Origin of the sequence: Mesorhizobium sp. (genome assembly GCF_004962925.1) — a bacterium.
Classification (GTDB): domain Bacteria; phylum Pseudomonadota; class Alphaproteobacteria; order Rhizobiales; family Rhizobiaceae; genus Mesorhizobium.
On the sequence record NZ_SUEO01000057.1, the window covers coordinates 2,916 to 29,531 of the forward strand.

A 26,616-nucleotide genomic window follows, 5' to 3' on the forward strand; every position below is an offset into this window, starting at 1 on the left:
ATTCATGATCGACGGCCGCCACACCGGCACTGGCGGCGGCAACCATGTCGTCGTCGGTGGCGCGACGCCCAACGACAGTCCGTTCCTGCGCCGCCCCGACCTGCTGAAAAGTCTCGTCCTGCAATGGCAGCGCCATCCATCGCTGTCCTACCTGTTTTCGGGCCTGTTCATCGGCCCGACCAGCCAGGCGCCGCGCTTCGACGAGGCGCGCCACGATTCGCTCTATGAACTCGAGATCGCCATGGCGCAGGTGCCATATCCGGACAACGGCAATGCGCCGCTGCCGTGGCTGGTCGACCGGCTGTTCCGCAACCTTCTGACCGACGTAACGGGGAACACCCACCGTTCGGAAATCTGCATCGACAAGCTGTTTTCGCCGGATGGACCGACCGGCCGGCTAGGGCTGGTCGAATTCCGCGGCTTCGAGATGCCGCCCAATGCGCGGATGAGCCTCGCGCAGCAATTGCTGGTGCGCGCCATCATCGCCCGCGCCTGGAAGAACCCGCTCGATGGCCGCTTCGTGCGTTGGGGCACGTCGCTGCATGATCGGTTCATGCTGCCGCACTATGTCTGGGCTGACTTCCTCGACGTGCTGGACGACCTCAAGCTGAACGGCTTTGAGTTTCGCCGCGAATGGTTCGACGCGCAGCTCGAATTCCGCTTTCCGTTCTGCGGCGAGGTCCAGCATGCCGGCATCAAGCTGGAGCTGCGGCAAGCGCTGGAGCCGTGGCATGTCATGGGCGAGCAGGGCGCCATCGGCGGAACTGTGCGCTTTGTCGATTCTTCGGTCGAGCGGCTGCAGGTGAAGACGGAAGGGCTCAACCCGGAGCGTCATGCCGTCGTCTGCAACGGCCGTATCGTGCCGATGAAGGTGACCGACACCAGAGAGATCGCGGTGGCGGGCGTCCGGTTCAAGGCATGGCAGCCGGCATCGGGCCTGCATCCAGCGCTGCCGGTCAACACGCCACTGGTCTTCGACATCTACGATCGGTGGTCGGGCCGGGCGGTCGGCGGCTGCGTCTATCATGTCGCGCATCCCGGCGGGCGCAGCTACGACACCTTCCCGGTCAACGGCAACGAAGCGGAGGCGCGGCGGCTCGCCCGCTTCGAGCCGCGCGGCCATACGCCGTCCGGCTACGTGCTGCGCGACGAACAAGTCTCTGATGATTTCCCGATGACCCTTGACCTGCGGCGGCCTGCAAGACTCTGATCAGCCATGGCAAAGGGGAATCACAAAAAAATACGCGGCAGGCCGCATAATCTGCTTGAGCACTACCAGCCGATCGACGGTGTCGTCGACGAGATGGTCGATGCCTCGGGCAATCCCCGTCCGGTCTGGAAAGACTTCATCGAGGCACTGGAAGAGCTGGGGCCCGAAAAGCTCGCCCAGCGCTTCGCTCGCGCCGACCAGTATCTGCGCGACGCCGGCGTCTATTACCGCGTCTACGACAAGGCCGGCGCCAATGAGCGCGAATGGCCGCTGGCGCATGTGCCCCTGCTGATCGAGGAGCAGGAATGGGCCGCGATCAGTGCCGGCCTGGTCCAGCGGGCCGAGCTGTTCGAGGAAACGATCGCCGATATCTACGGGCCGAACCGCTTGATCGAGAAGGGCATCCTGCCGGCCGGGCTGATCGCGGCCAGCCCGGAATATTTGCGGCCGGTCGTCGGCACCAGGCCGGCCAGCGGCCATTTCCTGCATTTTTGCGCGTTCGAGCTCGGCCGTGGACCGGATGGCCGCTGGTGGGTGCTCGGCGACCGCACGCAGGCGCCGTCGGGTGCCGGCTTCGCGCTGGAAAACCGCGTCGCCACCACGCGCGCGCTGTCCGACATCTATGGCGAGATGCATGTGCACCGCCTTGCCGGCTTCTTCCGTCGCTTTCGCGACGCGCTGAACGGCATGGCCAAGGTATCAGGCGGCCGTGTTGCCATCCTGACGCCGGGGCCGCTCAACGAAACCTATTACGAGCATGCCTATATCGCCCGCTATCTCGGCATCATGCTGCTCGAAGGCGAGGATCTGACTGTCTCCGGCGGCCGGCTTATGGTGCGCACGGTATCGGGGCTGATGCCGGTCAGCGTGCTCTGGCGACGGCTCGACGCCGCCTTCGCCGATCCGCTCGAGTTGCGGCCGGAGTCGCAGATCGGCACGCCAGGGCTGGTCGAGGCGATCCGCCGGGGAGCCGTTTCAGCAGTCAATGCGCTCGGCTCCGGCCTGATGGAAACGCGGGCGCTGCTCGCCTTCTTGCCGAAGATTTCGCGCGAATTGCGGGGCGAGGAGCTTCTGCTGCCGAGCGTCGCAACATGGTGGTGCGGGCGGGACACGGAACGTGACCATGTGCTGGCTAACCTCGACCGCATGGTCATCGGTCCGGCGCTGTCGACGCGGCTTGCGTTCGAGGACGACGATTGCACCAGGCTGGGCTCGGCGCTGGTTGCCGGGGAGCGGGCCGAACTGATAGCCCGGATCGAACAGGACGGCGGCGACTTCGTCGGACAGGAAGCGGTGACGCTTTCGACCACGCCGGTCTATGTCGGCGGTTGGCTGGAGCCGCGGCCGGCAAGCCTGCGCGTCTATCTGGCGCGAACGCCGGAAGGCTGGACAGTGATGCCCGGCGGTTTTGCCCGCGTCGGCTTTTCGCTCGATCCGACGGCAATCGCCATGCAGCGCGGTGGCCAGGCGGCGGATGTGTGGGTGGTCAGCGACAGACCGGTGGAGCGCGAGACGCTGCTGCCGCAGGAACACGACAGCTTCACCCGCACCTTGCCGGGCAGCCTGCCCAGCCGCGCGGCGGAAAACCTGACATGGCTCGGCCGCTATATCGAGCGATCGGAAGACACGGTGCGCATCCTGCGCGCCTATCACGTGCGGCTGGCCGAGGCCTCCGACCCGGATATGCCGCTGCTTGCCGATATCAGAGACTATCTCGAACCGTTCGGCATCGACGTCGCGACGGCGATCCCGCCGGGGCTGATCGGCACGCTGGATAGCGCTGTCTACAGCGCCGGACAGATCCGCGACCGCTTCTCGCCTGATGGCTGGCTGGCGCTGAAGGATCTGTCGAAGACCATTCATCAATTCGCGACAACGGTAGCGCCGGGCGATGATGCGACGCGGGCGATGACGGTCATCCTGCGCAAGCTCGCCGGGTTTTCGGGCCTGCTGCATGAGAATATGTACCGCTTCACCGGCTGGCGCTTCCTGGAGATCGGCCGGCGGTTGGAACGCGGCATCCAGATCGCCCGCACGCTCGCCCGATTGACCAGGGCTGCGGCGCCGGATGGTGCGCTCGACATGATGCTGGAGATAGGCGACAGCGTTATGACCCACCGGCGGCAGTATCCGGTGCAGGCCGGCTGGCGCACGGTGATCGATCTACTGGTGCTTGATCCGCTCAATCCGCGCTCCATTCTGTTCCAGCTAGAGCGGCTGAAGGCCGAAATCGCGCTGTTGCCTGCTGTCGGTGAGGGGCATATGTCGCCGGCGGCGAAAGAGATCCTGCAACTCAACACGGCGATCGCCATCAAGGAACCCTCGGACATGACGGCGAAGGCCCTGGACGATCTCGCCAACGAAATCGGCGGCCTCTACAACAGCCTCGCCAAAGCCTATTTCGGGTGAGCATGCTCTACGACATCAGGCTCAATCTGCGTTACGATTACGATGCGGCGGCGGGCGGCGGCCGCCATCAGGTGCGCGTGCTGCCGCCGACGATATCGGGCGTGCAGCGCGTGATCGCCGCTTCGCTGTCCTTCGCGCCGGCGCCGAGCGAACGCTCCGACTTTTCCGATTTCTTTGGCAACAATGTCGCGTCGATCGCCTTTCGCGATGCCCATGATGCGCTCGACATCAGGATGAGCGCGCGTGTTGCGGTTTCGCGGCCGGAACCCGGGCTTGATGTGTCGCCCGACATTCGCCGGCTGCGCGAGGAACTCGAGGCGGTGCGATCGCTGTCGCCTGATACACCGCATCACTTTCTGGCAGCCAGCGACCATGCAGGCGTCGACGCGGCGATCACGGGGTACGCTCGCGACAGTGCCGGCGGTTCTGTCGTCAGCACCGCCATGGACCTGTGCAACCGCATTCATCGCGATTTCACCTATGATGGCGAGGCGACGACGGTGCAGACCCGGGCGAGCGATGCCTTCGACCTGAGGCGGGGCGTCTGCCAGGATTTTTCGCATATCATGATCGCCGGCCTGCGCGGTCTCGGTATTCCCGCCGGCTATGTCAGTGGGTTCCTGCGCACCATTCCGCCGCGTGGAAAACCGCGGCTCGAAGGGGCCGACGCCATGCATGCGTGGGTCAAGGTGTGGTGTGGGCGCGACACCGGATGGCAGGAATTCGATCCGACCAACGGCATGCGGGCAAGCAACGACCATATCACTGTGGGCCATGGCCGCGACTATTCGGACGTAGCGCCGATCGTCGGCGTCCTGAAGACGACGGGCGGACAGGTCGGCGAGCAGGCAGTCGACGTCATTCCGGTCGTGCTGGAAAAGGCATGACGGCAAGCGAGGCCACACTCGATTTGTAGGCACCGAGCGTGGACAGACGACGGCTCCTCGAACGCACACGCGGTGAGCCCGACATCATTCTGAAAGCCATTGGCGGAACCAGCCGCCGTTCCTGCGCTTATCTACGGGAAAATTTCTCGCGGAGAGGACATGCTGGATAAATCCGGGTCGCCGTCTGGCCGATTGGCTGCCAAGGAGGTTGCACCAAAAAATGGGGCGCCGAAAAATGGGTCACAAGCCTCGGCCGATCGTGCCTCGCTGGCCTACGTCACCGATACCGAGCCCGGTATCCGCCGTCTGAGGGTTGGCAAGGGATTTTCATACAAAGGACCTGACGGGCAGGGCGTCGACGAGGACACTTTGGCCCGCATCAAGGCGCTCGCCATTCCACCGGCGTGGACGGACGTGTGGATAGCGCCGGATGCCAGCGGACACATCCAGGCGACAGGCCGGGACCAGCGCGGACGCAAGCAATATCGCTACCATGCGCTGTGGGCGGAGGAGCGCGACGGCGTCAAATATTCGAGCCTGGTTGCCTTTGCAGAAAGCCTGCCTGAGCTGCGACGCCAGATCGATGCCGACCTTCGCCGCCACGGCCTGCCACTGGAGCGGGTCGTCGCCGCTGTGGTCTGGCTGCTCGACAACACGATGATCCGCGTCGGCAATGCCGCCTATGCTCGCGACAACAACAGCTTTGGGCTGACCACGCTGCGCGACCGCCATGTCGACATCAATGGCTCGAGCCTGCGTTTCGCTTTCAAAGGCAAGTCCGGCAAGGAATGGAAGCTGAAGCTCGTCGATCGCCGGATTGCCAGGATCGTGCGCGGGGCGCAGGACCTGCCGGGCCAGAAGCTGTTCCAATATCTCGACGAGGACGGAAGCAGGCGACCGATCCGCTCCGATGACGTCAACCGCTACATCAGGGAGACGGCAGGGGCCGATTTCAGCTCCAAGCACTTCCGAACCTGGGGCGGTAGTATCCATGCTGCGTCACTGTTTGCGCAAACCGAACGACCCGAAAGCCAGGCACAACAGAAGCGGGTGATGAACGGCCTCATCGATAAGGTCGCCGAGCGGCTGGGCAACACGCGCGCCATCTGCCGCAAATGCTACATCCACCCGCAAGTTTTCGAAGCCTGGTCCGAAGGACGACTGCTCAGCGAAATGGCGGATGCGAACAAGCGGAAACGATCGATACCTGGCCTTGATGACGAAGAGGCTCTCGTGCTGAGATGGCTGAAGGCGCAGGAAAGCTGAACCGACAAAACAGCCGCAGGCTTTCGTGATCCGTGCAGGACGTAATTTTTTGTCGACGTCATGTCGGGATAGGTCCTAGTGTTTCGTCCTTTGACAGAGAAAAGGACGACCCATGCTTTACGCCATCCTCTGCTATGCCTCCGAAGACGTCGTCTGCTCCTGGAGCAAGGAGCAAGATGACGCTGTCATGGAAAAACTCCTGGGCGTGCAGGAAAAATACGCTCAGGCGGGCCGGCTTGGCCCGGTGGCGCGGCTGCTGCCGACGACCGCGGCGACAACGCTGAGAAAGGTCAAGGGCGAAGCGGTCGTCATAGACGGACCATTTGCGGAAACCAAGGAACAGTTCCTCGGCTTCTACACGCTCGAATGCGCCGATCTCGACGAGGCCGTCGACTTTGCGCGCGAACTTTCCGAGGTCAACCCGAGCGGCGGCTCTTACGAGATACGGCCGGTTTCGCTCTTCAATCCCGCCAAGGTTTCCGCATGACCGACCTTACCTGGATCAGCACGGCGATCAGCACCGCCCGCCCTCAGGCGATGGGTGCGCTGCTGCGCTACTTCCGCGATCTCGATGCGGCGGAGGAAGCCTTCCAGGACGCTTGCCTGAGAGCTCTGAAGAACTGGCCGACAAACGGCCCGCCGCGCGATCCGGCAGCCTGGCTGATCTTCGTTGGCCGCAACAGCGGCATCGACGCGGTCCGCAAGCGTGCCAAGCAGGCGCCGCTGCCGGAAGAGGACCAGATCTCCGATCTGGAAGATGCCGAGACCGACATCGCCGAACGGCTGGACGGCGCGCATTACCGCGACGACATATTGCGGCTGCTGTTCATCTGCTGTCATCCCGACCTGCCGGCGACGCAGCAGATCGCCGTGGCGTTGCGCATCGTCTCCGGCCTGACCGTCAAGCAGATCGCCCGCGCTTTCCTCGTCGGTGAAAGCGCGATGGAGCAGCGTATCACCCGTGCCAAGGCGCGCATCGCCGATGCGGGCGTGCCGTTCGAGACGCCCGGTGCGGTTGAGCGATCCGAACGGCTCGCCGCTGTCGCTGCCATGGTCTACCTGATCTTCAACGAAGGCTATTCGACCAACAGCGGCGAAGCGCCGGCCCGCGCGCCGCTCTGCGAAGAGGCGATCCGGCTGGCCAGGCTGCTGCTCAGGCTGTTCCAGACCGAGCCGGAGATCATGGGCCTGACGGCGCTCTTGCTTCTCCAGCATGCGCGTTCGCCGGCGCGTTTCGACGAGAACGGCGAGATCGTGCTGCTCGAAGACCAGGATCGCAGCCTGTGGAGCCGCAAGATGATCGACGAGGGGCTGGCGCTGGTCGACAAAGCGCTGCGCCACCAGAAGCCTGGTCCCTACCAGGTGCAGGCGGCGGTCGCCGCCCTGCATGCGCGGGCGGCAAAGCCCGAGGACACGGATTGGAACGAGATCGACCTGCTCTACAGCCTGCTCGAACAGATGCAGCCATCGCCGGTGGTGACGCTCAATCGCGCTGTCGCGGTAGCCAAGGTACGCGGGCCAGAAGCTGCACTTGCCATGATCGAGCCGCTGGAACAGAGGCTTTCCGGCTATTTCCATTTCTTCGGCCTCAAGGGCGGCCTGCTGATGCAGCTTGGTCGCGGCGAGGAGGCGCGCATCGCCTTCGACCGCGCTATCGCGCTTGCCAACACGGCCGCTGAGGCCGCCCATATCCGCATGCATATCGACCGGCTGATGAGGGAAGGCGCCGCGCGGGGAACCGCGCAGACAGCGCGCTGAACGACTCGCTGGTTCAACGGTCCGACCTTGGGTTAGACCATGCCGGGGTGGCGATTTTCCCCTGAAACGAGTAATGCCACGCCATGACAGCGCCTGATGTGCCGATCGGCACAGGGACGGCATGGCACAAGGCTTTGGCCGTCGCCATATGAGCGACGGGATCTGAAAGGGACAGAGAATGACGATTGCGAAGGAAACAGCCGGGCTATTGGCGAAACTGGGCGTCGCTGGGGACGTCCTTTCGGGCGGCGATCTTATCGTGCGCAGCCCGGTGACTGGCGAGCAGATTGCCGCGCTGAAGACGATCTCGCCGGCCGATGCGGCAAAGACCATCGACAAGGCCCATATGGCCTTCCAGGCGTGGCGTCTGGTGCCGGGGCCGAAGCGCGGCGAACTGGTGCGGCTGCTTGGCGAGGAACTGCGCGCGCACAAGGCCGAGCTTGGCCGGCTGGTGTCGATCGAAGTTGGCAAGATCCCGTCCGAAGGCCTTGGCGAAGTGCAGGAGATGATCGACATCTGCGATTTCGCCGTCGGCCTGTCGCGCCAACTCTACGGCTTGACCATCGCCACCGAGCGCCCCGGTCATCGCATGATGGAAACCTGGCATCCGCTGGGTGTCGTTGGCGTCATCTCCGCTTTCAATTTCCCGGTCGCGGTGTGGTCGTGGAACGCCGCGCTCGCGCTGGTATGCGGCGACGCGGTGGTGTGGAAGCCGTCGGAGAAGACGCCGCTGACGGCGCTCGCCTGCGAGGCGATCTTCAAGCGCGCGGCAGAGCGTTTCGGTGATGCTCCGGAAGGCCTGACGTCAGTGCTGATCGGCGATCGCGCCGTCGGCGAAATTCTGGTCGACCATCCGAGGGTGCCGCTGGTTTCGGCCACGGGCTCGACCCGTATGGGCAAGGATGTCGGTCCGCGCCTGGCGAAGCGCTTTGCCCGCGCCGTGCTGGAGCTCGGCGGTAACAATGCCGGCATCGTCTGCCCGACGGCAGATCTCGACATGGCCTTACGCGCCATCGCCTTCGGCGCCATGGGCACGGCCGGCCAGCGCTGCACGACGCTCAGGCGCCTGTTCGTGCATGAGAGCGTTTATGATGCCTTGGTTCCGCGCCTGAAGAAGGCCTATGAAAGCGTCTCGGTCGGCAATCCGCTGGAGACATCAGCGCTGGTCGGACCGTTGATCGACAAGGCGGCATACGATGCCATGCAGAAGGCGTTGCAGGAGGCGGCCTCGCATGGCGGCAAGGTGACCGGCGGCACGCGGGTGGAGAACGGCCATCCCGACGCCTATTATGTGCATCCTGCACTGGTCGAAATGCCCAAGCAGGTCTCACCGGTAACCGAAGAGACCTTCGCGCCGATCCTCTATGTGATGAAGTACTCGGATTTCGACGCCGTGCTCGACGAGCACAATGCGGTCGGAGCGGGGCTTTCCTCGTCGATCTTCACCCGCGACCTGCAAGAATCCGAGCGCTTCCTCGGCGTCGACGGTTCGGACTGCGGTATCGCCAACGTCAACATAGGCACCTCAGGGGCCGAGATCGGTGGTGCCTTCGGTGGCGAAAAGGAGACCGGCGGCGGTCGTGAATCCGGGTCAGATGCCTGGAAGGCCTACATGCGGCGTGCCACCAATACGGTGAACTATTCCAAAGCGCTGCCGCTCGCCCAAGGCGTGTCCTTCGACATCGACTGAGAACGCCAGTCGTGGCGGTCGCTATAGCCGCCACGATCGCCGTGTTGCCCTCTATTCCGGGGCTCCTGGATTGTGAAAGCAATTCTGGAAGGCCATATCGATGATCGCGAGTTTCACGGCCTGGGCGGTCATGTATTCCTGATAGAAATGGTTCGACACCCACATTACCGAATGGCCCCGCTGACCCAGCCAGCCGATGCTGCCGAGGTTTTCGGCGTCGCGCAATTTGCGTGAAAGATGGGTCCGGGAAAGCTTGAGCCAGTTTGCGAAGTCTCCGATCGAGACGATGCCGGTCGGAATTCGGTCGAGGCCGGCATGGTCGGGATCGACGCCGGACATCAGCCAATCCATAACGACGCCGCCAGTGTTAAGCCAGGTGAACAAGGAAAAGGTCTGTTTAGGCTCGCGCACGGCGTGGGACGAAAGCAGGCCGTCCGCCACCAGCGGCTGCAATATGGCAAGTGCGTCCGGTCTCGCGGCGAATGTAGTCAGTCGACTTCCGTCGTCGAGACTGTCCAACGTTCTCAGGTGGGCAAAGACCCAGCCGGCGAGTGTTTCCAGAGTGGTCGCAGCCGGCTGCAAGGGGCGAATCCTTCTGTCCCTATTTGTCGACAGATCACGAATGAAATTGTAGTGCAGCATCTCCTTGATGAAAGCGTCGGCGGTGTTGTGGCTGGCCACCGAACGGCGGTGTATCATGTCGATGAAACGTGTGGTCGTCAGTCCGGTGCGATCGTCATGTGGTTGCCGTCGGAAGTGCAAGGCAAGACCGATGTGAGCCATCAGCCAGCGCTGCTGCGTAGCGAACACGGAAGCGAGCCGCGGGTTGGCTTCGTAGGCCTGGAGCAGCATCTGCGACTGAGCCCGAACTGACCGACGAAATGCCGGACGGCAGGCAATATCTTCCAAGTTTAGCGCCATCCTCGCCGAGCCCAATCAAGCCTTCAACAGTGAATATCATCACAGTTTCAACCTTCGCGGTCATGTCCAGAGGCTGGCGGATAACTGCCATATCGCGCAAAAAGTTGCCAACCGTTATGGCTGTCACGCTAAAACTGAAACACGGGCCGTGAGCATTTTTTAATCCGCTCTGGTGGCTCTATGGAGCGGCTGACGTGGCCCACAATATGTCGTTGAAACGTCACCTGTGCCGACCCATATACGGACTGCGTCGGATGTTTTCCTCCCATTGCGTCCGGCGCGTTCCCCTCTGGAGGTTTTGAACCTTCATGCTTGGCCGGACTTTAACAGTCCGGCCTTTTTTCTATTGCCCCTGTGAAACTGCGCGACCGCGAGCGAGCTGTAGAACCGCCGCGGTCAGACCATCCACGACCAAGCCGGCCGCGGCGCTAACGCATGGACGCCCAACCGGCTAACCATTTTTGCCACGCTCGACAGCGGCCTAGGCATAGGGGCACGGCAACGATAGCTGCCAATTTGTCAGGAAATCCAGTAGGCTCGCCTGGTTTGCGAGACGGCGAGATGCCCGACCTGAAACAAATGCCCGATATGAAACAGATGAGATTGCTCGGCATCGTGGCCGCTACGGCGATCGGTCTGTATGTCTGCTATCTCTTGGCGTTGCCTTTTTTGCCCGCATTGACCTCGGCGCTGGTGTTGGCAATCATCCTGTATCCGGCTCATCGGCGGGTCGAGGAAAGGCTCAGGAATCAAAACCTGGCTGCACTGGTATCGGTGAGCGTCGCGGCGGTTGCCGTCGGCCTGCCGCTCATCTTCGTTGCACAGCAGCTTGTCCGCGAGGCGGTAAACGGCGCTACCTATCTGGAGGAGGTCATCAGGGGTTGGAACGCTGTTGGCTTCATGTCGGACTATCCCACGCTTTCGGCCGTTGCCCGTTGGATTGAGAACCAACTCGATCCGGCCGGTACGGTCCGCATTTGTACAATGGCTGACGGGACAAAGCACATCGCTGTTGCGCGGCTCGATCAATCAGGCCGTGATGTTCGTGCTGACGTTCTATCTGCTGTTCTATTTTCTGCGGGACCGCGAACCCGCTCTGCGGGGGATCGAGGGTCTCTCGCCCCTGCGTGCACCGGAGACGGCATACATACTGTCCCGCCTTGCCGAGACGGTACATGCGATCCTGATAGGCACCGTGTTTGTCGCCGCTGTGCAGGGAACGCTGGGCGGCTTGATGTTCTGGTGGCTCGGCCTGCCCACTCCGGTCTTTTGTGCCAGTGCTCGGCGCATTCGTGATCTGGGTGCCGGCAGCGATCTATCTCGCGCTGGAAGGGGCTTGGGCGAGCGCGGCGATACTGACCATCTGGGGCGGCGTCATCGTCGCCGGCATCGACAATCTGCTCTATCCGATGCTTGTCGGGAGCCGGCTGCGGCTCCACACGGTGGTGGCCTTTATCGGCGCGGTCGGTGGCATCGTCCTCTTTGGAGCATCCGGGCTCGTCCTCGGCCCTGCAGTGATCGCGGTCACCATCAGCCTCATTGACATCCTCAAGAGACGATTGAACGACCAACCCGAAGCGGAACCGGGGCCAAAGCGCGACGCGGAGCCATCACGTCAGTCAGAACCGGCGCCCAGTCGTGAGTAAGCACCGCCACGCGCAACCAGTTCATCATGCGGACCTTGTTCGACGATGCCCGTTTCGGCGACCACCACGATGCGATCGGCATTGCGGATCGTCGCCAGCCGATGCGCGATCACCAGTGTCGTTCGGCCCCGCGCAAGCTCCGCCAGCGACTGCTGGATCTCCCGCTCGGTCTGCGTGTCGAGTGCCGACGTCGCCTCGTCCAGGATGAGGATTGTCGGGTTCTTCAGGAACATACGCGCGATTGCCAGGCGCTGCTTCTGACCGCCCGACAGTTTTACGCCACGCTCGCCAATGATCGTATCGAGGCCTTCCGGCAGGGAAGCGATGAGTTCGTGGAGGCGCGCGCGGCGCGCGGCCTCGACGATCTCGCTTTCGACCGCGTCCAGCCGGCCGTAGGCGATGTTCTCGCGGATCGTACCGCCAAACAGGAACACGTCCTGCTGCACGATTCCGATCTGGCCGCGCAACGATGCCAGCGTCATGTCGCGGATATCCAAACCGTCGATTGTGATGGCGCCGCTGTCGACCTCGTAAAAACGCGGCAGCAGTGAGCACAGGGTCGTCTTGCCGGCGCCTGACGGCCCGACGAAGGCGATGGTCTGTCCCGCTGTTATGTCAAGATCGATGTTCTTCAAAACCGCCCGTTCGCCGCTATAGCCGAAGGTGACATCCCGGTAGCTGATCTCACCTCGGAGTGTTGGTGCATCAACCGCGCCAGGCCGATCCGCGATGTCGGGCTCGGTGTCGAGGAGAGCCGCATAGCGGCGGAATCCGGCGATGCCTTTCGGATAGGTTTCAATCACAGAATTGATCTTGTCGATCGGCCGGAAGAACACATTGACAAGGAGCAGGAAGCCAATGAAACCGCCACTGGAAAGTTCGCCACGCAGCACGAGGTAGCTTCCGGCGATCATTACCACGAGTTGGATCAGCCGCATGCTCATGTAGCTCAGCGACGTGCTGGCGGCCATGATACGGTAGGCATCGAGCTTGGTCTTGCGGTAGCTGGCATTGTCACGCGCGAAAAGATTGCGCTCGTGGTCTTCATTGGCAAAAGCCTGCACCACCCGCATGCCGCCGACATTCTCCTCGATGCGAACATTGAAATCGCCGACCCGCCCGTAAAGCGCCTGCCAGTTGCGCGTCATGCGCGCGCCATAGCGGCTTGTCACCCAGGCGACCAGCGGCACAATTGCCGCGGTGATCAGTGCAAGCTGCGGATTGACCAGGAACATCAGTGCGAAGGCGCCGAGGAAGGTCATGATCGCGATGAACAGGTCTTCGGGACCATGATGGGCGACCTCGCCGATTTCCTCCAGGTCCTTGGTGACGCGGGCGATGAGGTGGCCGGTCTTGTGGTTGTCATAGAAGCGGAACGAGAGCTTCTGCAGGTGATCGAAGCTCTTCCGGCGCATCTCGGTCTCGATGTTGATGCCGAGCATATGACCCCAGTAAACCACGACCGCCATCAGCCCGGTGTTCGACACATAGATGGCAAGCAGGCCAGCCGACGCAGCAAGGATCAGCAGCCACTGCTGGCTCGGCAGCAGTTCGTCGACGAACACCTTGACCGCATCGGGAACCCGAGCTCCAGCATGCCAGACAGAACCGCACAGCAGAAATCCAGGATGAACAGACCCTTCCAGGGGCGGTAGTAGGAGAAAAATCTAAGAAGCATTGGAACCGCTTTTTCTGGTTCGAAGGTCTGGATTGCCAGGAGCATGCCTGTGCGAGGGTGTCAATTCCGGCATTCTCGAGAGGGCGGGACGGTGATGACCTGTTCGCGCAGGCAAAGCAGCGCCTGACGGCTTACGGCGCTCTGATCGGACGAACGGGATTGGATCTGGACTCTGGACCCTAAAGCTTCGGAAGACCGTATCGCTGGCGAAGGGTACGCCCGGCGCCGAAAACATCCGAACGCTCCAGCAAAGGCATAACGTCGTCGACGAAACTTTGCAGGTCGGCGGGCATGACGGGCGCCATGACATTGAAGCCGTCAGCCGCTTTGCCCTCGAACCATTGCTGCATCGTGTCGGCGATGTCGCGGCCATTTCCAACGGCAAGCAGATGACCGCGGCCGGCTGCGAGCCGCATGAGCAATTGGCCCAGTGTCAACCTGTCCCGCCTTGCGATTCCGACCAGCACGCCGACCCGGCTCTGGCTGGACTGGTTCGGCTGTGCGCTCGACAGGGGCGGCAGCGGCGCGTCCAGATCGGCATCGGTTAGATTCTCGCCGAGGAACTCGCCGAGCTTGGCAAGGACGTGGTCGGTCACGGTAGAGCCGCTCAGTTCGGCTAGCCGCTCTTCGGCTGCTTGCCTGGTATGAGCGACGATCGGCACGATCCCCGGAAAGACCAGGATCGTGTCCGGATCGCGCCCGACGGCGGCCGCTCTTGATTTGATATCGCGATAGAAGTCCTGCGCTTCCGTCAGCGTCGCCTGGACGGTGAATACGATGTCGGCGTAACGGGCGGCGAAGGCGCGGCCAGCTTCCGACGAGCCGGCCTGCGCCAGCAGCGGCCGACCTTGGGGCGATCGCGGCACGTTGAGCGGGCCTGCGGTACGCACGAACGGACCGGCGTGATCGACCGACCGCACTTTGTCGGGATCGAAGTATCGCCCGGCGGCTTTGTCCGGCCTCCTCGCATCGGGAGCCCAACTTTGCCAGAGCGCTATGGCTGCGTCGACCACGTCGTTTGCGTGGGCGTAGCGTCCGTCATGCTCCGGCATGGCTTCCAGTCCGAAATTACGGGCCTCGAGCACGTTGGACGAGGTGACGATGTTCCAGCCCGCACGGCCTTTGCTGATGTGGTCGAGAGAGGCGAAGCGCCGGGCGAGGTGGAAAGGGTGATCGAAGCTGGTCGACGCAGTTCCGATCAGTCCGATCCTGCTGGTGACGGCGGCGAGCGCCGACAGGATCACCAGTGGATCCATGGCGTCGGAAAGATGCCGATCAGCGCCGCTTTGCAAGGCCAGTACGTCGCCGAGGAACAAAGCGTCGAAATCGGCAGCCTCCGCGCGGCGAGCGATGTCGACCCAGTAGTCGAGGCTGGTTGAGGCAAGCGGGTCGCTTTCGGGCATGCGCCAACCGGCCTCGTGACTGCCGAGGCCAAGATCACGGCATTGAGATGCATGCGCCGCGGCGGGCTCATTTTTCGCCGGCCACATAGGCGTTGGTGTAATAGGCCGCGAAATCGGGTCGTTCACTGACCGGGTTCCCATCGCCGTCGCGCAGGGCCCCGGCCTTGAACAGGTAGTCGCCGATAGCCTCCATCTTTGCGGGATCGATCGTGCCGATCGCGCCGGTGGGGCTTTGCAGGTAGTGGCCGTCGACCAGAGCCTTCAGCGATGCTTCGATCAACGGGCGGTCGGTCAGCACGTCGCTGTTTGCTGCGATCAGCATATCAGCCGCTTCTTGCGGATGTTCGACGGCGAAGGCGTAGCCGCGCCTGGTCGCGGCGATGAACGCGGTTGCCGTGTCCTTGTTCTTTTCGAGGTAGGCCCGGCTCGAGCCAATGAAATTGGTGTGTTGGTCGGGCACGCCGAAATCCGCGTAGCGGAAGGCGCGCTGGGCCTTGCCGTCAAGTTCCGCTTTGATCCCCTCCCAAGTGTAGACTTCGAGCGTAAAATCGACTGCGCCATTGGCCAAGGCCTCATAGGCGGAGGTGCCCAGCGTCACCGTTTCGAATTTGCCCTCGCCGCCGTCATGGCGGATGATTGTGCCGATCAGCGCATTCTCCCAGGCGCTGCCGAAACCGCCATAGGTCAGACCGTCCAGGTCCTTGGGGGACTGTATATCGGCGCGGTCGGCATTGAACACCAGCCTGCCGGTTTCCGTCTGCATGATGGCGTAGGTGGCGACGAGGTCGGCGCCGGCCGTGCGTTGGGTGAACAATCCTATGGATCCCAGTATGCCGAAATCAGCCACGCGGTTGGCGATCAGCGTACCGGCCGCAGTGTCGGTGTAGGGCAGGATTTGCACGTCGAGCCCGGCCTCGGCGTAGAAGCCTTTCGCCTGGGCAACATAGAGCCCAACATGGTTTGTGTTCGGCGTCCAGTCTAGCGCGACGGTGACAGTCTGCTGGGCGGAGACGGATGTGACGGGTCCGAGCCCGGTGATCAATGCGGCAGCGATGAAGAGGCGTCTTGAAAGCATGGTCATGTCCTTTGGGCGGGCTGTGGATCGAGAAGGGTATCGAGGATGTCGGCTTCAATGGCGCTGGCTTCCGGCGAGGCAAGATCCTTGCGCGGGCGCGGAAGAGATATGGCGACTTCGCGCAGCACGCGGGCAGGGCGGCCGCTCAGCACATAGATGCGGTCGGACAGGAAGACCGCCTCGCGGACATCGTGGGTGATCAGCAGGACGGTCCAGCGGTGTCGGTCCCACATCGTCTGAAGCCAGCGCTGCATGCCGGTGCGCGTGAGGGCGTCGAGTGCGCCGAACGGTTCGTCGAGCAACAGCATGGCACGGTCCTGCACGACGGTACGCAACAGCGCGGCGCGCTGGCGCATTCCGCCCGAGAGCTGCGCCGGATACTTTTGCTCGAAGCCCGCAAGGCCGAATTCGCCGAAGAGCGGCGCCACCTTGTCGCGCGCCGCCTTGCGGGACATGCCCTGCACTTCCAGACCGAGCGCGGTGTTGTCGATAACCGTGCGCCAGGGCATCAGGGCGTCGTGCTGCGGCATGAAGGCAAATGGTCGGCGCGCGTCGGCCAGTGGTCGCCCGTCGAAGTCGATGCCGCCGTCGTGGCCTTCGAGACCGCCCGTCAGCAATCTGAAGATCGTAGATTTGCCGGCTCCGGAGGGGCCGAGGATTGAAACGAATTCGCCCGGCTCGGCGTGCACGGTGATGCCGGCAAGCACGTCGACATCGCCAATACTCTTGCTGACTTGGCGCAATTCCAGCCGCCTGCTCATGATTTTCGTGCGGCATCGAGCCGCTCCCATGGCATGGCGGCGCGCTGGATCAGCACCGTAGCGGCAAACAGGGCCAGCGTGAGCAACGCGCTGACCAGCACGGCCGCGAGCACGAGATCGGGCCGGAAATTGTTCTTGGCGTTGAGCATGTAGATGCCAAGCCCTTTGGCCGCGCCGGCATATTCCGCGAAGATGGCGCCGACCACGGCATAGGTGATCGAGATGCGCAGGCCGGCGAAGAAATAGGGCAGCGAGGAGGGCAGGCGGGCCAGCACGAAAATGCGCATGCGGGAAGCGCCCATCGAACTCAGAAGCGCCGAGATGTCCCGATCCGTCGATTCATAACCCTGCACCAACGCGACCAGCATGGGAAAGAAAGTCACGAGCGCGACCAGCATGATCTTCGGCGTCAGCCCGAAGCCGAACCAGAGAACAACCAGTGGGGCGATCGCCACCAGCGGCAGGGTCTGGCTGGTGATGAACACCGGGAATAGGGCGCGGCGCAGCGGCTTGAAGAAGTCGATCAGCACCGAAAGGATGAAGGCAACGGCCAGCGAGCAGGCGAAACCCGCCAATGTGGCGCTGATGGTCGGCACGGTGTTGTCGAACAGCGCCTGGCGCTGCTGGATGGCTTGGGCGAGGACTCGTGACGGCGCGGGCAGCGTGGTGGGCGAGATGCCCGAGATGCGCGCATAGAGCTCCCAAGCCAAAACCAGCGTGCCGACCGATAGCAAGGCCGGTCCTACCTTGGCGAACAAGACTACGATTCGCGGCGCGGCCGAGAAAGACTGGGACATGCGAGACCTCCGGCGCGAAAGATCAGCGCGGGGTCGGGCTATTGGCCGAGACCGTGAGGTCGATCGTGACATGGCCCTCGAGCGGGCCCACGAAATCGCCGGACATCGGAAAAAGAAAAATCTGTGCGCCAGAAAACATCGCCCGCCTCGCTCCGCTGGTATTATCCAGATCAGCTCTAGGGTTTACGGGCTTGCAGCCCATCTCTCAGCCCCGACGATACGGAGCACCCCTGTGGATGGCGGCAATTAAACAGATAAAGAGGGGAGCTGCAAGTCTGCGCCCAACCCGTAAAACCTCAGGTCAGAGGAGGTTTCGGTTCCAGCAGGGACATTTGAGCAAAACAGAAACCGGCATCCTGTCGGGATTGGGAAAGGCGTCGGTCGAGCGGATCGTTTTCCGTTCGTCGTCACCATTATCGATGCCGCGCGTTTGGTGAATTGTGAAAGCGTGAAGATATAATTGCATAGGTTGTAGGCAGCGAGTTTCTCTATCGCCAATTACGACCCGCGCTTTATTGGAGAGCCAAATGCAAGAATTCCTTCTTTTTGCGTTCGTGGGGTTTGTCGCTCAAGCCGTGGACGGGGCTCTCGGCATGGCCTACGGCGTGATTTCCTCGACAACGCTACTGGGGTTTGGCGTGTCTCCTGCACACGCTTCGGCTTCAGTTCACGCGGCTGAGCTGTTTACCACTGCGGCCTCAGGTTCGGCTCACCTCTATCACCGCAACATAGACTGGAAGCTTTTCTGGCGGTTGATGCCATTTGGCGTTCTCGGCGGCGTTCTCGGCGCTTTTGTGCTCACCTCGTTCGAGGGAGCCATCATGAAGCCATATGTGACCACATACCTTGCGCTTGTCGGAGCTTGGCTCCTGTTCCGTTCATTTCGACGGATCCCAAGCAATCCGGTCCCTGCAGGCGCGGTACCGCCCCTTGGACTTGGTGGTGGATTTCTCGATGCCGCAGGCGGTGGCGGGTGGGGCCCCATCGTGACGACGGGGCTTCTCGGTTTTGGCGGGACGCCGCGCTACGTTATTGGCACGGTGAATGCCAGCGAGTTCCTCATCACGTTCTCGGTGTCCCTGACCTTCTTGTTTGCGTTAATAACGGGCCATTGGGAGGAGGCAGGGGAGCTAACGGAAAATCTACTCCCCGTTGCCGGCTTGATCCTTGGTGGCGTGGTCGCAGCGCCGATGGCTGGATTGGTAGTGAAGTCAATCGCAGAAAAGACGCTTCTCAGGCTCGTTGGTATTCTCATCATACTGCTGGCAGGTTGGCAAACCGCGGAACTCTTCGAATTGGTGTAAACTCAGGACACATCGAAGAGGTTGTCGGCGTCGCCTCCTTGGTGGCCATGCCGGAGACAAAAACTCAATTCCCAAATGGAACGAAGCAACCCCTTTGTTGTTTGGCTTCCTTGGACAACCGGAGGACGAATCGATGAAAAATTTGGTTGCAACAACAGGATTGGCGCTGGCGGTCGCGATGCCTGCAGCGGCTCAGGACACCGCGACCGCGAAAGCTGAATTCGTCAACATGGCTGGCGAGAAGAACGGAACGGCCACGCTGACCGAGACGGTGCAGGGTGTGCTGATAGCGTTGGAGATAACAGGACTGCCGGCGGGTGAATGGGTCGCGTTCCATGTTCATGAAACCGGAAAGTGCGACCATCAGACCGGCCATGACTCGGCAGGTGGGCACTTCAATCCAACGAATGCCGAACATGGGTATCTCAGTGGAAAAGGCCCGCACGCGGGCGACATGCCAAATCAGCGGGTCGGTGCCGACGGCGTTTTGCGTGCCCAGGCTTTCAACAGCGTGGTCAAGCTGGATGGTGGGGAAACGGCGATACGAGGCAAGGCATTGATGATCCATGGCGGGCAGGACGACTACAAAAGCCAGCCTGCCGGCGATGCCGGAAATCGTCAGGCCTGCGCCGTGATCGAATGAGAAAAACCCCGAGATGGGTGGAGATCCGCCCGACATATGATCTGACCGGCTCTTCAGCCTCGGCGGCCAGGTAGGGGTGGTCGGAACCTGTGGCATGAGGACAAGCCAGACGGTAAGCTCGTGTCTGCAGAGGAATTGACAACGCAGCCATCGCGCCGAAGTTGGCCTTCATTTTGCGACTGCCGGATGATTGCATGAACGAAACTTCTCCTAGGGGCTTGCCCTCCCCGGATCTTGCCCAGTCAGCCATTTCCGCCCGCGGCCTGGTCAAGACGTCCGGCAAGCTGCGCGCCGTCGATGGTGTCGATCTCGATGTGCCGCGCGGCATGATTTTCGCCATCCTGGGCCCGAACGGCGCCGATCACCGCACCGGTTTTCGTGGCACCGGGGAAGATAATCGCGGCGCTGAACATCGCTGCCCCGGAAAACCTGGTGACGGAAGAACGCATAAGCGAACTGGGCGACATGGTAGCCCGGGCCGCCCATCGGATTTCCGCCGCCCTTGGCTTTCGCTCGCCGGCTGCCAATGAGGTAGCGAGTTGAGCCGGTGCCAAACATCATACGACTTCCTCGGCAGATCGCGACGAGGGGTATATCTCCGGAACGGTGAAAATCGACACCTCGCCCTTGAAGCCTTGCAGTTCAAACACACCCGCCTGCACAACCGGCATTGATGCTCCCTGCGCAAATCCGGGACCAAGCACCAGAGGGATCCTCAGCTTTTTGGTCGTTGACTCGAGCCGTGCCGCGCGGTTCACCGGCGAGCCGATCGCGGTGTAATCGAATCGCCGTTCGGAGCCGAAATTTCCTACGGAGCAGATGCCAGTCTCGATGGCGACGCCGATTTCGATGGAGGGATGCCCACGCGCGGCGAAACCGGCATTTTCGCGCTTCACCCGTTCGATCAGGGCAAGCCCCGCCTCGAGCGCGCGCTCGCGATGATCTGGCTGATCAAGCGGCGCGTTCCAGAAGGCTAGCACGGCATCGCCCATGAACTTGTCGATTGTCCCGTCGCGCTTGAGTATCTCATCGGTCGCAAGGCCGAGAAAGTGATTGACCACCTTTCCGATTTCTTGGGCACCGAGTTGTTCGCTCATCGTCGTGAAGCCGCGTATATCACTCAGCAGGATTGTGATCTCGCGCTTCTCTCCGGACAGGATCGCTTCGGTATCCGAATTTGCGAGGCGTTGCACCACGGAGGGCGACAGAAATTGCGAAAACTGCCGGGCCAGGGTGGACCGGCGCTGCTCGCTGCGCCTGTAGAGGACATAGCCTTCGAAGCCGGCTACGAGGATCGTCGCAAGCGCCGGCTGCAGTGGGTCATAGAGTGCACCCTGCAGGCTGTATTCGAGAGCGCCGAACACGAAGGGCGTGGCAGACAGGAGCGCCAGAGCGAGTGCGCTAAGCACGACACGCTCGGCGAGCACTCCGGAAAGCCCGATGAAAACGATGCCACTGAGGACCAACCACAGCCGCTCCAGCGTACGCGCTTGCGTCGGTTCTACAAGATAACTTCCGGCAAGCATCTGGCCGATTGCATCAGCGTGGATGTCCGCGCCTGGTCGCGCCGGACGCGTGGGGGTTGGCAGATACTGGGTCAATCCCACGGCCGACAGGTCAACAATGGCGATGGCGTTCCGCAGCAGCGGATCGCCGTGGCCCGAAAGGATATTGCTGGCGGATATGCGCGGCGTATTGGTGTCGGTTTCCCAGAGGCGGATGCTGCCCTGCGGCTCGAGTGGCACAATGGTGCCGGCTATCCTGAGCGCGTCAAACCCGGCGGCATTCATCCGAGCTACGTAGCCGTTCTCTCCGGCGTAGAGGCGCAGGAGTTCGAGCGCGAAGGACGGCCAGAGCTGCACGCCTTGAGCCGTGTTTCGGAGCCAGAGCAGCGGCACATGGCGTAATACGCCGTCGGGATCGGGCAAAGTGCGAATTACGCCGAGGCCTGCAGCGGCGCTCGAGAAATCCGGAAGCGAGCCTGTCAGACCGGTGAAGCCAGGAAGCGTCTCGGGTACTTGCCCGACGATCGACCAGCCGGCTTTGGGCTCTGCTTCTGATACGGTCGCCTCATTGCCCAGGCTGACGGCGAGCGCCGTTCGATGTTTCGCCAGTGCGCTCGCGAGGCGCTTGTCTCCGGCGATACCATCAGGAGAGATGTCAGCCTCGGGCAGTACCAGCGCAAGCCCGATCACCGCGGCACCAGACTCGGCGACACCGTCGACCAGATCGGCCAAAAGGCCACGGTTCCAGGGCCATCGCCCATGTGCGTTGAGGCTGGCGTCGTCTATCGAGACGATCACGACAGGATTGCTCGTCGCCTGGCGTGGGGCGAGAAACTGGTAGAAGTCGTACGTGCGTTCGCGCAGGCGCGACAGCGGCCCATCGAAAGCCAAATGGCAAGCGAGCAGCAAGAGCACGACCATGAGACCGGATGTTTTGCGTCTGGCAGCTTGCCGCCAATCAGCCCAGCGCCAACCGACCAAGAGGCTCATGTCGTACGGCCGGGCTTAGTTGCAGTAGTAGCAGCAACGCTCACTTTCACCCTCGCACCCACCATCATCCACGCCGCCGCCCACGGGCGGCGTGACGCTGTCGGGGAACTCCATGACCACTCCTGGCAATGCGCCGTCGGTGGAATCGCAGACTTTGAGCGAGCCGCCGAGTGCCGACGCACAAATCGCGCTTACGTCCAATCCAGGACCCGGTGCGCCTGGCAGGCCGGTGCCGGCTATCCGGTCGATGCTGTCCAATATCGGGAAGGTGTCTATACCGCCGTAGCCGGTCAGCAGCTTGCCATCTTCCGACGTGCAGGCGTAGCCCGGGTTTGTGATGACCAGCCGTTTGCCATTGATCGTGCAGGTCATGCGGCCGGAGCGCAGTATGCCGACGGTCTGGCCGGCTGCCACCAGCACTTCGATGATGCCGCCTCTGGCCCCAAGTACCATATGCGGAGTCGCAACCTGCATGACGCCGCCTTTGGAAACCTGGCCGCCATAAAAACGGGCCAGGCCGCCGTTCATCCCGATGTCGATCTTTCCAGATGCCGAGCCCGGATTGTAGACGAATTCATCGATCGTCAGGCTGGTGTTCGGACCAATCTTGGCGCTCGATTCGTCCCGGAACACCAGCATTCCAAGACCGGTGGGATTGCTGCGCAGTTGATCGCCGAGTTCGACGCCCGCGCCGACGTTCATTGTCCCGCCGTTGTTGCGGACGATGTTTGTCTGGTAGGCCGTCATCGACCCGACCGTTTCAGCTCCGGAAGGTGCCGCAAAGGCAAGGCAGGCGACAAAAATGGCGATCTGATGGTACGGGATCCTCATCGCGGCCTCTTTCAATTGAGCGTCAACGTGTAGCTCATAAGCATTTCGAACGATTTTCGGTCGCGGTTGGCGATGGCGAAGTTGGTTTCTCGATAGGCGAGATCAACGCTGATCTTCTGGGCTTCCGTCAGCTGAAAATCGCTTTCCGAGGCAATGCGCCAGAAGTCGCTCTTGATATTTGTGCCGATGCCGACAGACAGATCGGGAGTGTCGCTGTGGCCGGCCGAGAAGGCGATCTGGTGCGACCATGCGAAAAAATCCGGTACGTTCATCAACAGGCCGCCATAGCGGACCTCGCCCGTGTAGCTGCGGCCGATTTCGCCAGATCCGGAAGCGAAGTCATTCGAGCCGACAAAGCGCAGTCCGAGCGCCTGGCCATTGCGGAAGCGGTAGCTGCCGCCTGCCTCATAGAAGACCCTGCTATCGGCGAAAATGCCTTGCGAGGCGCTTAGATCGATGTAGCCGCCACCGGCGAAGAGGGTCGTCTCGACCGTCGGGCGAACGAGGAAACGGCCACTGAGGCCGACCCCGGTTTCGTGGATATCGCTGTCGAAACGATCTGTAACGGTAAACGCGGAAAGCAGCAGGCGGAGCGAATCGATCCCACTGTTGGGCAGCCCCTTGTCCCAGGTAATCGCTGCGTTGCCGTGGATAAAAGTCTTCTCGCTACCCGGAACCGACAGGTCTTCCGTGAAAAAACGCTCTGTCGCCGTCAACGACCCCGAAAGAACGAGGGCGTCAGCACTTGGCGTGCCGAGGTCCCACCGAACAAAGCCGTCGGCCCGCCCGTAGGGCGAGACGAAGCTGTCGTCGTCCTGCGTCCCGCCTGGCTCAAAATCGGTGAATGCGCTGAATACGCCACCGGTCAGGGCGAGTTCCCAGGTGACGCCACGCAACGCGCGCTCGATGCGGGCTAGCAGGCGAACAGCTTCCTGCTGCTCACTTGCGGTCAGACCGCCGACTTCGATGCCGTACTGCACCTGCCGCCGGGCCAATTCATAGGACCCCACATGATAATACAACCGGCTGGCCGCAAGCCGGGCGCGCGCATCGCGGGGGTATTTGATCAGATACTGCTCGATTGAGGAGATCGCCTGATCGTATTGTCCCGCGTTGACCGCAACCGTGACGAATTGGGCGAGCGTTCCATTGTCGGCCGGACTGGCGATGCGGGCCGAAAACGCATCGTCATAGGCCGGATAGAGACCTTGTGCGCCGGCCGGCAATATGCCGGCACAGAGCAGCGCTGCGGCGAAGCCGAAGATCATTGAAAACGAGGAATGCATGCCGAGAACCCCACCCAACCCGACTAGTGCAGCGGATCTAGCACGCCTGCACGAAAAAAAGCGACGGAACTGTCACGAGATCTCCGAGTCTTCAGTAGCTGTTGCAACTGCGCAACAAACTATCGGGTTCCTTCGCATTTGGCCTACGCTGGTTGGTCAAACATCTTCTCAGCGTTGCTGGACTTCGAGCAAGTATTCGCTACAAACGGCAACTAAGCCAAATCATAATGAGCCGTGGATTGCGCAGCCGACAAGATCAATATTGTTTGCGCGATTCTGCACGTATCTGGTCGCCGCTTGACGCATCAGGGTCACATGCACCTCATCCGAAGGTCTTCCGCCGCGTTGCGCAAGCGCTCGGAGAGCTGGCGCGCGATGCTTCTCAGGACGGCCTGCGCAAATGTGCGCCACTACAGCACGAGCGTAGTGGCAAGCCCCAGCATCAGGCCCATGCCTACAATATCGGTAACCGTGGTAAGGAAGATCGCGGAAGCCACGGCCGGATCGGCGCCGACCCGCCGCAGGCCCAACGGGATCAGCACGCCGGAGATCCCGGACATGAGGCACGATCCGGACATTGCGAGCAGGATCACAAGCGCCAGCATGGGCGCCTGGGCTGCCGACTCCGGTTGCCGCGATGCGTAGAACCACATGGCCGCGGCCGCCACGAGACCGACGAGCACGCCGTTGGCGATCCCGAGCACCCCCTCCCTCAGCACCAGGTGCAGCTTCGGTCGTTTGTCCACATCCCCTAAGGCGAGACCACGCAACGTCATGGCCAGTGCCTGGCAGCCCGTGTTTCCGCTCTGCCCGGCCAGCACCGGGAGGAACGCCGCCAAGGCGACGATCTTCTCGATCGTGCCTGTGAACGACCCGACCACGAAAGCCGCTATGAAGGCCGTCAGCAGGTTGAGCTGCAGCCACGGATGACGTTTCAAGAAGGCTGAAACCAGCGGCGTGAAAGAACGCTCCTCCTTCTGGACACCCACCATCTGGCCAGACTGGGCAGAAATCTCGATGATTTGCTGCTCGAACAGCCGCCAGCCGCGAACCTGCCCGAGCAGCCGGTTCTCCACGTCCACCACGGGATAGACGGGGTAGTGACGGCGTACCGCCGCCTTGCAGGCTTCACCCAAAGGCATATCGACGTGAAGGGCGAACGGTTTCGGCAGCATGATCTGATCGACCGTGGCGGCCGGTTCGCTCAGCATCAGATCGCGCAGGACCACCAGGCCAACGAGTTTGCCGCCCGCGTCCGTGATGTAGAGGTAAGTCAACTCGGTCGGCACCTGCGCGCGCCTGACGGCCTCGACCGCGGCGGCTATCGTCGTTCCGACAGGAACGCTGGCGGGGATCGGGTCCATCAGCTCGATGACGGACCCGGGGACCGCGATATCCTTGCCGTCGCCATAAGGCGTGACAGGCCTCATATGCGATGGCAAATGCTCCGCCACCTTCCGGGCGTGCCTATCCGGCAACAACTTCAATACGTCCCGGATGAACTCGGGAGACTCTCGGGCAAGCAATTCGGCCGCGTCGTCAGGTGCTCGAGCACGCAGCGTGCGCACCAACTTCTCAACGTCGTTGTCTTGCCTCATCTGTGCCCCCAACCCTCTAATGTTCCGCCTCTGAACGTGTAGACGGGAGCGGTTCGCCCGCTCTGCCCTGGCGCGCAGTGCCCCAGCGCCTCGATCCGGAAATCTTCGCCTTCTCAGAGCGCAGAGTAGACCGAACTGAGCCATTGCGTGGGTGCATACAAGCGGGCTGTAACGTCAGCGTGTCGCCAAGAGAATTTTCGTGTTGCCGAGACCGCGATCCCGGCAACGACGACACTATGGCTGTATCTCAGAAAATGAGAGGATCCAAACGGTCGCGATCCTGATTGCCTCAGCGTCAATAATGCGCCCGGATGGACTTGCGCTCCTTAAAAGTCGACGCGGGGCGTGTCCTGCATCTGACGCTCGAACAGGAGCCAGAACGGCGATCCCCGGGTTTCGGCATACCAACGCTCGAAAGCCGCCAGGGTCTCAGGAATGTCGTTGGCAGGTTCCTCCTCGTCCGGAGCCCGGAATATCGCCAACGCAACCGGACCGAAACGCGCAATCACCTCCGAACGCGCCTCGCTGTCGGAATTCCAGCCGAGTCGCGTGCGCAGCGTGGCGAAGGCGCTGGCGACGGCTATCTCCTCGCTCTCTGCCGATGCCATGGCCTCGGCGATCGCCTGCATGAGATTGAGCCGCCTGAAGGCGAAGGCGCGCTCTTGTTCGAGCGTCGCGATCTGGATTGCGGCCTCCCGCCGGAAGCTGCTTTCGGCGACCTTGGCGGCCTCGGCCGCTGTCTTGAGCTCAACGAGAAAGCGGGTTGTCACCGTCATCGCGCCTTTGCGAGAGTGGCGGAAGAGAGTGGGAGTCGAACCCACCAAGGACCGGCTCGCGGCCCCTCGCGGATTTGAAGTCCGGACGCCCCACCGGGGACGATGCTCCTCCAGAAGATTCCGCTGTTGCCGGCTCATTGTCGGTCGGTGAGCGAAACAGATCCCGTCGATGCCTGTTGACG

21 protein-coding genes, 1 tRNA gene, 2 pseudogenes and 1 riboswitch are annotated in these 26,616 nt (G+C 62.2%); of the genes and pseudogenes, 11 read left to right on the forward strand and 13 right to left on the reverse strand.

Features of this window, described 5'->3' with window-relative positions; all coding sequences use genetic code 11:
- The 7 genes from E5W87_RS13935 to E5W87_RS13965 all read left to right on the forward strand — a co-directional run.
- On the forward strand, positions 1-1,210 hold a 1,210-nt coding region (locus E5W87_RS13935), incomplete at its 5' end, for a transglutaminase family protein (protein WP_292398080.1).
- Positions 1,211-1,216: 6 nt separating this feature from the next.
- Positions 1,217-3,619 carry a circularly permuted type 2 ATP-grasp protein gene (locus E5W87_RS13940; protein WP_292398083.1) on the forward strand — a complete coding sequence of 801 codons (2,403 nt, stop codon included), beginning with the start codon at positions 1,217-1,219 and terminating at the stop codon, positions 3,617-3,619.
- Positions 3,620-3,621: 2 nt separating this feature from the next.
- Positions 3,622-4,506, forward strand: a complete 885-nt coding sequence (locus E5W87_RS13945) for a transglutaminase family protein (RefSeq protein ID WP_292398084.1) — start codon at positions 3,622-3,624, stop codon at positions 4,504-4,506.
- A gap of 159 nt (positions 4,507-4,665) precedes the next feature.
- Positions 4,666-5,772 carry a DNA topoisomerase IB gene (locus E5W87_RS13950; RefSeq protein WP_292398085.1) on the forward strand — a complete coding sequence of 369 codons (1,107 nt, stop codon included), beginning with the start codon at positions 4,666-4,668 and terminating at the stop codon, positions 5,770-5,772.
- A 112-nt stretch (positions 5,773-5,884) separates the two neighbouring features.
- Positions 5,885-6,259: a YciI family protein gene (locus E5W87_RS13955; RefSeq protein ID WP_095484111.1), complete on the forward strand. Its 375-nt coding sequence runs from the start codon at positions 5,885-5,887 to the stop codon at positions 6,257-6,259.
- On the forward strand, positions 6,256-7,530 hold the full coding sequence (locus E5W87_RS13960; protein WP_292398088.1) for an RNA polymerase sigma factor: 1,275 nt from the start codon (positions 6,256-6,258) through the stop codon (positions 7,528-7,530). The genes E5W87_RS13955 and E5W87_RS13960 overlap by 4 nt, the downstream gene beginning before the upstream one ends.
- Positions 7,531-7,708: 178 nt before the next feature.
- On the forward strand, positions 7,709-9,220 hold the full coding sequence (locus E5W87_RS13965) for an aldehyde dehydrogenase family protein (RefSeq protein WP_292398090.1): 1,512 nt from the start codon (positions 7,709-7,711) through the stop codon (positions 9,218-9,220).
- Positions 9,221-9,271: 51 nt separating this feature from the next.
- Here E5W87_RS13965 and E5W87_RS13970 read toward each other — a convergent pair whose 3' ends face one another.
- The gene (locus tag E5W87_RS13970; RefSeq protein ID WP_292398092.1) at positions 9,272-10,141 is read right to left on the reverse strand and encodes a hypothetical protein; all 870 of its coding nucleotides are present in this window, start codon (positions 10,139-10,141) and stop codon (positions 9,272-9,274) included.
- Positions 10,142-10,660: 519 nt separating this feature from the next.
- Positions 10,661-11,170, reverse strand: a complete 510-nt coding sequence (locus tag E5W87_RS13975; RefSeq protein WP_292398094.1) for a hypothetical protein — start codon at positions 11,168-11,170, stop codon at positions 10,661-10,663.
- On the opposite strand from E5W87_RS13975, the pseudogene E5W87_RS13980 reads away from it, so the two are divergent.
- Positions 11,154-11,787 (forward strand): annotated as a pseudogene (locus E5W87_RS13980) (AI-2E family transporter). The gene E5W87_RS13975 and the pseudogene E5W87_RS13980 overlap by 17 nt on opposite strands.
- On the opposite strand, the pseudogene E5W87_RS13985 reads toward E5W87_RS13980, so the two are convergent.
- From E5W87_RS13985 to E5W87_RS14005, 5 genes and pseudogenes are all read right to left on the reverse strand, one after another.
- Positions 11,757-13,465, reverse strand: a pseudogene (locus tag E5W87_RS13985) (ABC transporter ATP-binding protein). The pseudogenes E5W87_RS13980 and E5W87_RS13985 overlap by 31 nt on opposite strands.
- 179 nt (positions 13,466-13,644) lie before the next feature.
- The gene (locus E5W87_RS13990) at positions 13,645-15,009 is read right to left on the reverse strand and encodes an LLM class flavin-dependent oxidoreductase (protein WP_367118826.1); all 1,365 of its coding nucleotides are present in this window, start codon (positions 15,007-15,009) and stop codon (positions 13,645-13,647) included.
- Positions 14,936-15,949 (reverse strand): ABC transporter substrate-binding protein, encoded by a 1,014-nt coding sequence (locus E5W87_RS13995; protein WP_292398096.1) that lies wholly within the window; start codon positions 15,947-15,949, stop codon positions 14,936-14,938. Before E5W87_RS13995 ends, E5W87_RS13990 begins: the two co-directional genes overlap by 74 nt.
- Positions 15,946-16,704: an ABC transporter ATP-binding protein gene (locus E5W87_RS14000; protein ID WP_292398098.1), complete on the reverse strand. Its 759-nt coding sequence runs from the start codon at positions 16,702-16,704 to the stop codon at positions 15,946-15,948. The genes E5W87_RS13995 and E5W87_RS14000 overlap by 4 nt, the downstream gene beginning before the upstream one ends.
- A complete protein-coding gene (locus tag E5W87_RS14005; RefSeq protein ID WP_292398100.1) occupies positions 16,701-17,501 on the reverse strand; it encodes an ABC transporter permease in 801 nt (266 codons plus the stop codon). The genes E5W87_RS14000 and E5W87_RS14005 overlap by 4 nt, the downstream gene beginning before the upstream one ends.
- Before the next feature lie 129 nt (positions 17,502-17,630).
- Positions 17,631-17,743, reverse strand: a riboswitch (TPP riboswitch).
- A 285-nt stretch (positions 17,744-18,028) separates the two neighbouring features.
- Here E5W87_RS14005 and E5W87_RS14010 point away from each other — a divergent pair.
- Both E5W87_RS14010 and E5W87_RS14015 read left to right on the forward strand, forming a co-directional pair.
- A complete protein-coding gene (locus tag E5W87_RS14010) occupies positions 18,029-18,805 on the forward strand; it encodes a sulfite exporter TauE/SafE family protein (protein ID WP_292398102.1) in 777 nt (258 codons plus the stop codon).
- Positions 18,806-18,938: 133 nt separating this feature from the next.
- Complete coding sequence (locus E5W87_RS14015) at positions 18,939-19,448, forward strand: superoxide dismutase family protein (protein WP_292398104.1); 510 nt, start codon at positions 18,939-18,941, stop codon at positions 19,446-19,448.
- A 242-nt stretch (positions 19,449-19,690) separates the two neighbouring features.
- Here the strand turns inward: E5W87_RS14015 and E5W87_RS36080 are convergent, their stop codons facing one another.
- Positions 19,691-19,861, reverse strand: coding sequence for a hypothetical protein (locus E5W87_RS36080; protein WP_367118828.1), 171 nt, complete (start codon positions 19,859-19,861; stop codon positions 19,691-19,693).
- Here E5W87_RS36080 and E5W87_RS36085 point away from each other — a divergent pair.
- On the forward strand, positions 19,827-19,991 hold the full coding sequence (locus tag E5W87_RS36085; protein WP_367118827.1) for a hypothetical protein: 165 nt from the start codon (positions 19,827-19,829) through the stop codon (positions 19,989-19,991). The genes E5W87_RS36080 and E5W87_RS36085 overlap by 35 nt on opposite strands.
- A gap of 14 nt (positions 19,992-20,005) precedes the next feature.
- On the opposite strand, the gene E5W87_RS14025 is transcribed toward E5W87_RS36085, so the two are convergent.
- The 5 genes from E5W87_RS14025 to E5W87_RS14045 all read right to left on the reverse strand — a co-directional run bounded on the left by E5W87_RS14025 (position 20,006) and on the right by E5W87_RS14045 (position 26,546).
- Positions 20,006-21,934 carry a CHASE2 domain-containing protein gene (locus E5W87_RS14025; protein WP_292398106.1) on the reverse strand — a complete coding sequence of 643 codons (1,929 nt, stop codon included), beginning with the start codon at positions 21,932-21,934 and terminating at the stop codon, positions 20,006-20,008.
- 24 nt (positions 21,935-21,958) lie between these two features.
- On the reverse strand, positions 21,959-22,789 hold the full coding sequence (locus E5W87_RS14030; protein ID WP_292398108.1) for a FecR domain-containing protein: 831 nt from the start codon (positions 22,787-22,789) through the stop codon (positions 21,959-21,961).
- Positions 22,786-24,060, reverse strand: coding sequence for a M48 family metallopeptidase (locus E5W87_RS14035; protein ID WP_292398110.1), 1,275 nt, complete (start codon positions 24,058-24,060; stop codon positions 22,786-22,788). The genes E5W87_RS14030 and E5W87_RS14035 overlap by 4 nt, the downstream gene beginning before the upstream one ends.
- Before the next feature lie 410 nt (positions 24,061-24,470).
- Positions 24,471-25,658 (reverse strand): magnesium transporter, encoded by a 1,188-nt coding sequence (locus E5W87_RS14040; RefSeq protein WP_292398112.1) that lies wholly within the window; start codon positions 25,656-25,658, stop codon positions 24,471-24,473.
- Between the two features lie 792 nt (positions 25,659-26,450).
- Positions 26,451-26,546, reverse strand: a tRNA-Sec gene (locus tag E5W87_RS14045).
- Between the last annotated feature and the right edge of the window lie 70 nt (positions 26,547-26,616).